The sequence below is a fragment of the Streptomyces sp. NPDC059499 genome, assembly GCF_042749285.1.
In the GTDB taxonomy this organism is placed as follows: Bacteria; Actinomycetota; Actinomycetes; order Streptomycetales; family Streptomycetaceae; genus Streptomyces.
Genome location: NZ_JBHYTT010000003.1, coordinates 707,981 through 717,704, shown reverse-complemented (window position 1 = coordinate 717,704; position 9,724 = coordinate 707,981). Strand labels below are relative to the sequence as shown.

At 70.4% G+C, this 9,724-nt stretch carries 8 protein-coding genes and 1 rRNA gene; 4 read left to right on the top strand and 5 right to left on the bottom strand.

What is annotated here, in order from left to right; translation table 11 throughout:
* A 5S ribosomal RNA gene (gene rrf, locus ACFW9O_RS11910) occupies positions 1–92 on the top strand; the annotation flags it as partial.
* A gap of 105 nt (positions 93–197) precedes the next feature.
* Here the strand turns inward: rrf and ACFW9O_RS11905 are convergent.
* Genes ACFW9O_RS11905 through ACFW9O_RS11885 form a run of 5 tightly spaced genes read right to left on the bottom strand, consistent with a single transcriptional unit; the run spans position 198 to position 5,687 of the window.
* Entirely contained in the window at positions 198–1,511 is a 1,314-nt protein-coding gene (locus ACFW9O_RS11905) for a DUF58 domain-containing protein (RefSeq protein WP_384607826.1), read from the bottom strand.
* Between the two features lie 10 nt (positions 1,512–1,521).
* Complete coding sequence (locus ACFW9O_RS11900) at positions 1,522–2,541, bottom strand: AAA family ATPase (RefSeq protein ID WP_384607824.1); 1,020 nt, start codon at positions 2,539–2,541, stop codon at positions 1,522–1,524.
* Positions 2,538–3,779 (bottom strand): DUF4350 domain-containing protein, encoded by a 1,242-nt coding sequence (locus ACFW9O_RS11895; RefSeq protein WP_384607821.1) that lies wholly within the window; start codon positions 3,777–3,779, stop codon positions 2,538–2,540. The genes ACFW9O_RS11900 and ACFW9O_RS11895 overlap by 4 nt, the downstream gene beginning before the upstream one ends.
* The gene (locus ACFW9O_RS11890) at positions 3,776–4,468 is read right to left on the bottom strand and encodes a DUF4129 domain-containing protein (protein WP_384607819.1); all 693 of its coding nucleotides are present in this window, start codon (positions 4,466–4,468) and stop codon (positions 3,776–3,778) included. The genes ACFW9O_RS11895 and ACFW9O_RS11890 overlap by 4 nt, the downstream gene beginning before the upstream one ends.
* 4 nt (positions 4,469–4,472) lie before the next feature.
* Positions 4,473–5,687: a hypothetical protein gene (locus ACFW9O_RS11885; protein ID WP_384607816.1), complete on the bottom strand. Its 1,215-nt coding sequence runs from the start codon at positions 5,685–5,687 to the stop codon at positions 4,473–4,475.
* Between the two features lie 139 nt (positions 5,688–5,826).
* Between ACFW9O_RS11885 and mtnA the strand changes: the two genes are divergently transcribed.
* The 3 genes from mtnA to mtrB are packed head-to-tail and all read left to right on the top strand — an operon-like array spanning position 5,827 to position 9,701.
* On the top strand, positions 5,827–6,972 hold the full coding sequence (mtnA, locus tag ACFW9O_RS11880; RefSeq protein WP_384607814.1) for an S-methyl-5-thioribose-1-phosphate isomerase: 1,146 nt from the start codon (positions 5,827–5,829) through the stop codon (positions 6,970–6,972).
* Between the two features lie 4 nt (positions 6,973–6,976).
* Positions 6,977–7,666, top strand: coding sequence for a two-component system response regulator MtrA (gene mtrA, locus ACFW9O_RS11875; RefSeq protein ID WP_187281934.1), 690 nt, complete (start codon positions 6,977–6,979; stop codon positions 7,664–7,666).
* Position 7,667: 1 nt separating this feature from the next.
* A complete protein-coding gene (mtrB, locus tag ACFW9O_RS11870) occupies positions 7,668–9,701 on the top strand; it encodes an MtrAB system histidine kinase MtrB (RefSeq protein WP_384607811.1) in 2,034 nt (677 codons plus the stop codon).
* Positions 9,702–9,724: the final 23 nt, after the last annotated feature.

Genomic DNA, 9,724 nt, shown 5'->3' with positions numbered 1-9,724 from the left:
CGCCCGGTTACATTCCGAACCCGGAAGCTAAGCCTTTCAGCGCCGATGGTACTGCAGGGGGGACCCTGTGGGAGAGTAGGACGCCGCCGAACAATTATTCCGGGAAAGCCCCGTGCCCTTGTGGCACGGGGCTTTTCTGCGTTCTGGACCTGTTCACGACCCCTTACGGGCCGCGCGGTACCGCACGGGGCACTGCACTAAAGTCGGCCGGCGGCCTTGAGCGCGAGGTAGGCGTCAGCCAGCGCCGGTGCGAGCGCATCCGGAGTGGCATCGACGACCACGACGCCATGACGACGAAGCTGATCCGCGGTCCTGCGGCGCTGAGCCTGAGTTCGGGTGCCGGCAGCGGCGTCGTACACCGCGTCCACTGTGCCCCTGGCGCGAGTCATCTCTTCGATACGGGGATCCGCGACGGCCGCTACCAGGACCGTGTGCCGCTGGGTGAGCTGAGGGAGTACCGGGAGCAGGCCTTCCTCGATGGGCGCGGAGTCCAGGCTTGTCAGCAGGACGATCAGGGAGCGCCGAGGGGCACTCGCCAGCGCGGCTGTGCTCAGGCCACGGGCGTCCGTCTCCACGAGCTCCGGCTCCAGCGGGACCATGGCGTCGACGATCGCCGACAGGACGTCGCCGCCGGCTGCCCTGCCCGCGACCTGGGCGCGGATCCGCCGGTCGTAGGCGAGGAGGTTCACCCGGTCGCCCGCACGTGTGGCCAGGGCTGTGAGGAGCAGTGTCGCGTCCATGGCCGCATCGAGACGGGGCACATCGCCCACTCGTCCCGCTGAGGTGCGACCGGTGTCGAGGACGATGAGGATGTGGCGGTCGCGCTCGGGGCGCCATGTACGCACGGCGACAGCGGACTGGCGTGCGGTGGCTCGCCAGTCGATGGACCGGGTGTCGTCTCCCGGCACGTAGGCGCGCAGGCTGTCGAACTCGGTGCCCTGACCCCGGGTGAGCACGCTGGTGCGGCCGTCGAGTTCGCGGAGCCTGGCGAGCCGCGAAGGCAGGTGCCGTCGGCTGGTGAAGGGAGGCAGGACCCGGACCGTCCACGGGACGTGGTGATTCCCTTGCCGGGCTGCCAGTCCCAGTGGGCCGAAGGAGCGGACCGTGATGCGTTCCGCCCGGCGGTCGCCACGACGGGAAGGGCGGAGGAACGTGGTCAGACGACGCCGCTCGCCGGCGGGAACAGTGAACGCGTGCCGGGATGACGCCTGTTCGGCTTCGGTGCTCCAGGTACTCGGAGGCCAGGCGTCGCGGAGGTGCGCGCGAAGTCGGCGACGCGAGGGATTGGTTACGGTGAGTTGCACTTCTGCGTTGTCACCGAGTCGAACGGATGTATCACCGGATCGGGTGAACTGGAGCGTACGTACTGGCGCGGCCAGGGCGTAGTCGCACAGAATTGCCAAGGAGAGAGGGGCGTTGACCGCGAGCATGCCGGTCCAGCTCGGGGCAAGGATGCCTACGGGGAGTGACCCCAAGGCGGCCAGCAACGCGGTTCGTCCGGTGAGGGCCATGGTCACCGCCTCATCGGGGGACGGGGACGTGGGCGAGGACAGCGGTGATGACGGAGTCGGCGCTGACCCCTTCCATTTCCGCTTCCGGCCGTAGCTGGATGCGGTGGCGGAGTGTGGGGAGTGCCAGGGCTTTCACATCGTCAGGGATGACGTAGTCCCGGCCGGTGAGCCAGGCCCAGGCACGCGCTGTGGAGAGCAGCGCGGTGGCTCCTCGGGGGGAGGCCCCGAGGGTGAGCGAGGGGGATTCACGAGTGGCACGGCAGATATCCACGACGTAGGCGGCGATCTCGGGGGAGACCGTGGTCTTGGCGACGGCGGAGCGGGCGGCTTCCAGATCTGCGGGGCCGGCGACGGGCCGTATGCCTGCCGCCTTGAGGTCGCGCGGGTTGAACCCGTCGGCATGACGCCTCAGGACGCTGATCTCGTCGTCACGTGACGGCAGAGGCACGGTCAGCTTCAGGAGGAACCGGTCCAACTGGGCCTCGGGCAGCGGGTAGGTGCCCTCGTATTCGACGGGGTTCTGGGTGGCTGCGACGAGGAAGGGGTCGGGCAGCGCACGAGGGGTGCCGTCGACGGTGACCTGGCGTTCCTCCATGGCCTCCAGGAGAGAGGACTGCGTCTTGGGAGGCGTGCGGTTGATCTCGTCTGCGAGCAGGAGATTGGTGAACACCGGGCCGGGCTGGAAGGAGAACTCGGCGGTGCGGGCGTCGTAGACGAGTGAGCCCGTGACGTCACTCGGCATGAGGTCGGGCGTGAACTGTACGCGTTTGGTGTCCAGTTCGAGGGAGGCGGCAAGGGCGCGCACCAGGAGGGTCTTGGCGACTCCGGGGACGCCTTCGAGCAGGACATGGCCTCGGCAGAGCAGCGCGACGACGAGTCCGGTGACGGCGGGGTCCTGGCCGACCACGGCCTTGGCGATCTCGGAACGCAGAGCTTCCAGGGATGCGCGGGCGCTGTCGGAAATCACGGGGGCCACAAGGGTCCCTGCGGATGCCGCAGGCTCGTTGGGCTCCGGGGTCGGGGCGCTCATGAAGTGCGTACCTCTCTTTCGAGGGCGTCGAGTTGGTCGGTCAGAAGAACGAGTGCGGTGTCGTCGGCCGGGGCCGGCCCGAAGAGCAGGGTGCGGAGATCCCTGTCCGTGGTGGTGAGACGCGCGGAGACGGCAGACAGGAGGACCTCGGGGGAGTCGGTGTCGCGGGAGGACACACCGAGGAGTGGGGCGATGCGGTTACGGGTGGCGGAGCGCAGGGCGTCGGCGGCCCGGTCGCGGGCGTTCGCCTTGCGGTAGAGGCGGGCCCTGCCCTCGGTGGACTCGGAGGCCCTGATGGCCACGGGCAGCCGTTCGGTGACCAGGGGGCCAAGCCGCCGAGCACGCCAGACGGCTGCGAGGACGGCGGCGACGGCCAGTTGGAGCGTTCCCCAGAGCCAGCCGGAGGGGATGAGGTCGATGAACCCGCTCTCGCCGGCCGACTCGGTCTCGCCGTCCTCGCTTCCGCCGTCGGCGCTGTCGCCCGCATGTCCTTCGGAGGCGGAGGGATCAGTGAGCGAGGGGAGGTACCAGACGAGATGCGGTCGGGAGCCGAGGAGTTGGAGAGCGAGGGAGGCGTTGCCCTCCTGGTCGAGGCGGTCGTTGTGGAGGATGTCGGGGGAGCCGAGCAGGACGGTGTCGCCGGTTCCCCTGTCAGGGAGGAGCAGGAGGGTGGGGAGCCCGTCGTCCGGGTAGCAGGCGGTGGCTCCGTCGGCGTCCGTCGTGTAGCGGATGCCGCCCGTGTCGGCTGTTCCGGACGTGCGTGCGGCCGGGAGTGCGCAGTTCGGCGGTCGTGGGGTCACCCGGCTTGCGGAAACCGCCCGTACACCGGGGGCGAGCCGGGCAACGGACGGTGGGCCGGGAGCGACGAGAACGGTGCGGCCCGTGGCGTCACCGGTCGCCGTCCGGAGCAGGTGCTGCTGGTACGTGGTCAGCACGTTGGGGCCGGCGACGAGGAGGGTGGTGTCGGGTCCCGCCGCGCCGATGGCCTCGTCGAGCGTGGTGACGACGCTGACGGAGACACCACGGTCCTTGAGGAGTTCGGCGACGGCCCGGCTGCCGTACGGGTCCGCGGAGCGGGGATCGAGGCGGCCGTGCTGGTCGCCGGAGCGGAGCGCGGCGAAGGTGATGCCCGCGACGACGAGAATGAGGAGGGCGAGGAGCAGGCCTCGGACCCGGAGCCAGACCTGGTGCGGCGTGCGGGAGGCGGAGGTGGTGGCGATGGTGGTGGCCTCGGTCATCCGGCTGCCCCTGGTGTCGCGGGAGCGGTCAGCAGGGGCTTGGTGTCCTCGAGGTCCTGGTCGAGGGCGCACAGGTTCAGGTACGCGGCCCGGTCGGCCGTACGGCCCCCGTATGTGACGTCGTCGAAGACCCGGGCGGCGGTACGGAGCCGGGTGGCATGGGCGGGCAGGAGCCTGCCCGCGTCGGCGGCTGCCTCGTCGGCGGTGCGGCCCGGTCGCGGGTCGAGTACGGCCCGGTCCTCCAGGGAGCGTACGACTGCTCGCATGCGTTCCTGGACGGCTTCGGTCCAGCGGAGGGCCTCCGCGTGCGCCTCGGCTGCGGTGCGGTGCTCCGCCGCGCTGCGGGCGCCGCTGCCGAACAGGGCGTCCGACGGACGGACGGAGCGCCGGGGTGTGCCGAGCCGCCACCAGAGGGCCGCTCCCAGGGCGATGACGACGAGGGCGATGACGACGAGCCCGAGCGGGCCGCCCGGGGCGGATCCGGTGGCGCCCTCGAAGAGGTCGCCGACCCATTCCCAGAAGCGGTCGAGTGCGCGCTGGAGGAGGTTCGGATCGTGTTCGTGGTACATCGGGTCGGACAGTTCGTCCTGTGCCGCTTCGCGGGCGGGGACGCGTGGGATGTCCACGGGTATGTCCTCGCCCGCCCGGATGAGTCTCTGTGCTGCTGTGGTGCCCCCCGCCCCCGTCACCGCATCAGCTCCTGGGGGTGTCGTAGCCGGGGACGCCCGCGGCCCGGGCGAGGTCGAGGTCGAGCGCTTCGCGGCGGATGCGCTGGTCGACGTAGAGGAGGGCGATCACTCCTGCGGTGAACGGGTAGGTGAGCGTCGAGATGATCACTTCACCGATGCCCGTGATGATCAGGAAGGGCCATCCGAAATCGGTGGAGCTGCTGTTGAGGAACTCGCTCAGGCCGTCGCTGTCCACGGTCACGGCGATGATGCCGAACGGGATCACGATGATCAGGGCGACGACGATGACCAGCAGGTACGTGAGAGCGAGAATGCCGAACGTCCGCCACCAGGTGCCCCTGACCAGCTTCGCCGAACGGCGCAGCGAGGTAAGGACGGACTGCCGCTCCAGCATCAGCGCCGGTGCGGCGAGCGAGAAGCGGACCATCAGCCACACGACGACGACGCAGGCGGCGGCGAAGCCGACGAAGGCGAGGGCGATGCCGGCGCCGCCACCCAGCAGCAGGCCGGGAAGCAGTCCCACCATCAGCACGGCGGCGCTCAACAGACTCATCAGCAGCGTCAGCCCGAGGAGCGGAAGGAGCCGGGGCCGGGCCTCGGCCCAGGCGTCGGAGAGTGTCGCCTTGCGGCCGAGCACGGAGCGGCTGATCACCACGGTGAGCACCGAGGTGATGAAGAGCGTGGCGATCATCGAGATGAGCGTCGCCGGGGCGCTGCTGAGCAGGCTCGACTGCGCCGAGTCGGCGGCCTGGCGGATGGCCTCGGCCCCGACGGCGTTCGAGTCGACCGATGTCGGCTCCGGCAGGAGGTAGCGCTGCAGGAGGATGACGGCGATCTCGGAGATCACGGAGACGGTGAGGCTGATGCCCAGCACGGTGCGCCAGTTGGCGCGCATGGTGGACACGGCGCCGTCGAGGATCTCTCCGACGCCCAGGGGGCGGAGGGGGATGACGCCGGGCTTCGCCGCCATGGGCTGACGGCCCCATCCGGGGCCCGGGCCCTGCGGGGGAGCCGCGCCCCAGCCCTGGGCGGGCGGGGGTGTGCCCGGACCGCTGCCGGGAGCGCTCGGTGGGGACCACTGACCCGGAGGCGGCTGTGCAGGGGACCACTGTCCGCCGGGGCCGCTTCCGTCGACGGGCGAAGAAGGCCGGGGGATGCCCGCCTCCTGGCCGTCGGAGGGTGCAGATCCGGGCGTAGCCCAGCCCGGAGAGTCGTTCATTGTCGCTCCTTCACGGTCCTGACCGCTCATCGGGGCGGCAGGTTGGCAGCCATCGTGCCACGCGGTGCTCCGGTGCGGGCAGGCGCTGTATCTCCTTCTCGCCTTCGTGTGCGGGCGGGTCAGCGGGCAGACTGGGCAGATGGCTGATCAGGACGCGCAATCGCCGGTGGGCATCGAGCCTCCGGCTCTCTCCGTACTCCGTTGGGACGAGCCACCGGAAGGCCCCGCGGTGGTCCTCCTCGACCAGACCCGGCTGCCCTCGGAGGAGGTCGAGCTGGTGTGCGCCGATGTGCCCGAGCTGGTCCGGGCGATCCGGACGCTGGCGGTGCGCGGTGCGCCCCTGCTGGGCATTGCCGGTGGCTACGGCGTGGCACTGGCCGCTGCCCGGGGTGACGACGTGGTGCGGGCCGCGGAGCTGCTGGAGGCGGCGCGGCCCACCGCGGTCAATCTCGGGTACGGGGCGCGGCGTGTGGCCCGGGTGCACGGGACGGCTGTCGCCAACGGTGCCGGTCCCCAGGAGGCCGCCGGGGCCGCCCTGGCGGAGGCGCGGGCCCTGCACCGGCAGGACGCGGCCGCCAGCAGGCGTATGGCGCAGTACGGTCTGGAGCTGCTGGCGGAGCTCCTGCCCGACGGTGGGCATCGGCTGCTGACCCACTGCAACACGGGGGCGCTCGTGTCGGGGGGTGAGGGCACGGCCTTCGCGGTGGCTCTGGGGGCCCACCGGGCGGGTAGCCTGCGGCGGCTGTGGGTGGACGAGACCCGTCCGCTGCTCCAGGGAGCGAGGCTGACGGCGTTCGAAGCGGCACGCAACGGCATGCCGTACAGCTTGCTCACCGACAACGCGGCGGGTTCGCTGTTTGCCGCGGGGGAGGTGGATGCCGTACTCATCGGGGCGGACCGCATCGCCGCGGACGGCTCGGTGGCCAACAAGGTGGGGAGTTATCCGTTGGCGGTGCTTGCCAAGTACCACCATGTGCCGTTCATCGTCGTGGCACCGACCACGACGGTTGATCTGGACACCGCGGACGGCACATCCATAGTTGTCGAGCAGCGTTCTGCGGTAGAAGTGACGGAGCTCACATCGCGACGCAACGTCTCGGCCGAGGGTGAGGGGGGCGGGCAGTCGGTGGCACCCCCCGGAGCCCAGGCGTACAACCCCGCATTCGACATCACGCCGCCCGAACTGGTCACGGCGATCGTCACGGAGGAGGGCATCATTTCCCCGGTAACGGGGGTCGGACTGGCAGAGCTGTGTGCCAGGTCATCGCAGGTAACGATTAGCTAATGGGATGATGTCGTTTATGAAGGGACGCGTCCTTGTCGTCGACGACGACACCGCACTGGCCGAGATGCTCGGCATTGTGCTGCGGGGAGAAGGTTTCGAACCGTCGTTCGTAGCGGACGGCGACAAGGCACTGGCTGCATTTCGTGAGGCCAAGCCGGACCTGGTGCTGCTGGACCTCATGCTGCCCGGACGGGACGGCATCGAGGTCTGCCGGCTGATCAGGGCCGAGTCGGGTGTGCCGATCGTCATGCTCACTGCCAAGAGCGACACGGTCGATGTGGTGGTGGGCCTGGAATCCGGGGCCGACGACTACATCGTCAAGCCGTTCAAACCGAAGGAGTTGGTGGCCCGGATCAGGGCACGTCTGCGGAGGTCCGAAGAGCCCGCGCCGGAGCAGCTGGCGATCGGGGACCTGGTCATCGACGTGGCCGGTCACTCGGTGAAGCGGGAGGGGCAGTCGATCGCCCTCACCCCGCTGGAGTTCGACCTGCTGGTCGCGCTCGCCCGCAAGCCGTGGCAGGTCTTCACCCGCGAGGTGCTGCTCGAGCAGGTATGGGGCTACCGCCATGCCGCCGACACCCGTCTGGTGAATGTGCATGTCCAGCGGCTGCGCTCCAAGGTCGAGAAGGACCCGGAGCGTCCGGAGATCGTTGTGACCGTCCGCGGTGTCGGTTACAAGGCCGGACCGAGCTGACATGACCCTGGGCAGCGCTGCTCCGAAACCCGGGGGGCCGGGAGTCCGTACGGAGCGGGCTGCCGGTCCGGCACGGAGGTCATCCCGGTACAGCCGGTTCCGCCAGGGCGGCCGGTTGTTCCAGGGCCGGACGCCCGGTGGTCCCGTGCTGCGTCTTCTGATGCGGTGGATCCGGCGTCCGCTGCTGCCCGCCGTGCGGCTGTGGCGGCGCAACCTGCAGCTGCGGGTCGTCGCCGGCACCCTGCTGATGTCGATCGCCGTGGTGCTGGTGCTGGGCTTCGTCGTGATCGGGCAGGTCCGCAACGGCCTGCTCGACGCGAAGGGCAAGGCGGCGCAGACACAGGCGGCCGGCGGGTTCGCGGCCGCCCAGGCGAACGCGAACGCGCCGCTCGTCCCGGGTGGTCAGGGCGACGAGGGCGCCGACGGCATGACAGCCAACACCTCGTGGCGTACCGAGCTGGTCGATCAGCTCGCCAGCGGTGGCACGAACGCCTTCAACGTGGTGGCGCTCAGTGCCGACTCCCCTGCGCAGAGCGCGACCAGCCGTGCACCGCGCGGCTCGGGCAGCGTGGAGGCGTCCAGCGTGCCGCAGAGTCTGCGCGAGGCCGTGGACAAGGGGCCCGGGGCGTTCCAGACGTACTCCCTGATCCGCTACTCGTACGGGAAGGATCCGCAGCCCGGACTTGTCGTGGGCAAGCGGCTCTACGACATCGACCACAATCCGTACGAGCTGTACTACCTCTTCCCGCTCACGCAGGAGGAGAAGTCGCTGACGCTGGTCACGACGACTCTGGCCACCGCGGGCCTGTTCGTGGTCGTGCTGCTGGGGGGCATCGCCTGGTTCGTCGTACGCCAGGTCGTCACCCCCGTGCGCATGGCCGCGGGGATCGCCGAGCGGCTCTCCGCCGGCAGGCTCCAGGAACGGATGAAGGTCACCGGCGAGGACGACATCGCCCGGCTCGGTGAGGCCTTCAACAAGATGGCGCAGAACCTGCAGCTGAAGATCCAGCAGCTGGAGGAGCTCTCCCGTATGCAGCGGCGTTTCGTCTCGGACGTCAGTCATGAGCTCCGGACCCCGCTGACCACCGTGCGGATGGCCGCCGACGTCATTCACGACGCGCGCGTCGACTTCGATCCGGTGACCGCGCGTTCCGCGGAGCTTCTGGGTGACCAGCTCGACCGTTTCGAGTCGCTCCTGTCCGACCTGCTGGAGATCAGCAGGTTCGACGCGGGTGCCGCGGCTCTGGAAGCCGAACCGATAGATCTGCGTGCCGTCGTACGGCGCGTGATCGGCGGTGCCGAGCCGCTGGCCGAGCGCAAGGGCAGCCGCATCAGGGTCATCGGCGACGAGCAGCCGGTGGTGGCCGAGGCAGATGCGCGCCGTGTCGAACGGGTTCTGCGCAACCTCGTCGTCAACGCCGTCGAGCACGGTGAGGGCCGGGACGTCGTGGTGCGCATGGGGGTTGCCCAGGGTGCCGTGGCTGTGGCCGTCCGGGACTACGGGGTGGGGCTCAAGCCGGGCGAGGCGACCCGGGTCTTCAACCGTTTCTGGCGGGCCGATCCGGCCCGCGCGCGGACGACCGGAGGGACCGGACTGGGCCTTTCGATCGCCGTCGAGGACGCGCGGCTGCACGGCGGCTGGCTGCAGGCATGGGGCGAGCCCGGTGGCGGTTCGCAGTTCCGCCTCACCCTGCCCCGCACGGCGGACGAGCCGCTGCGCGGGTCGCCGATACCGCTGGAGCCGGAGGATTCGCGCCGCAACCGGGAAAACCGTGAACGGGCCGAGGCGGCCCCGCCGGCGGCCGACCACCGGTTGATGTCCGTACCGAACCAGACCGGGTCCGCGGCGCGGTCGCAGCTGCCCGTTCCGGCGCGCACCCCGGTGGCGCAGCGCTCGGCTCCCGTTTCGGTGCATCCGGCGGCCCTGCCGGGCAGTGGCGCACGCGTGGTGTCGCGTCCGGCCGGGGAGCGGCCGGGCGGGGGTGGCCAGGAGACGCAGGATCCGGACCAGGAGGACACGACTCGTGGAAACTGACCGCCGTCGGGGTGGGCATGGAC

Coding starts and splice junctions, on each gene's coding strand:
- ACFW9O_RS11905 (WP_384607826.1), bottom strand. CDS start 1,511: ATGGCCCTCACCGGACGAACCGCGTTGCTGGCCGCCTTGGGGTCACTC.
- ACFW9O_RS11900 (WP_384607824.1), bottom strand. CDS start 2,541: ATGAGCGCCCCGACCCCGGAGCCCAACGAGCCTGCGGCATCCGCAGGG.
- ACFW9O_RS11895 (WP_384607821.1), bottom strand. CDS start 3,779: ATGACCGAGGCCACCACCATCGCCACCACCTCCGCCTCCCGCACGCCG.
- ACFW9O_RS11885 (WP_384607816.1), bottom strand. CDS start 5,687: ATGAACGACTCTCCGGGCTGGGCTACGCCCGGATCTGCACCCTCCGAC.
- mtnA (WP_384607814.1), top strand. CDS start 5,827: ATGGCTGATCAGGACGCGCAATCGCCGGTGGGCATCGAGCCTCCGGCT.
- mtrA (WP_187281934.1), top strand. CDS start 6,977: ATGATGTCGTTTATGAAGGGACGCGTCCTTGTCGTCGACGACGACACC.
- mtrB (WP_384607811.1), top strand. CDS start 7,668: ATGACCCTGGGCAGCGCTGCTCCGAAACCCGGGGGGCCGGGAGTCCGT.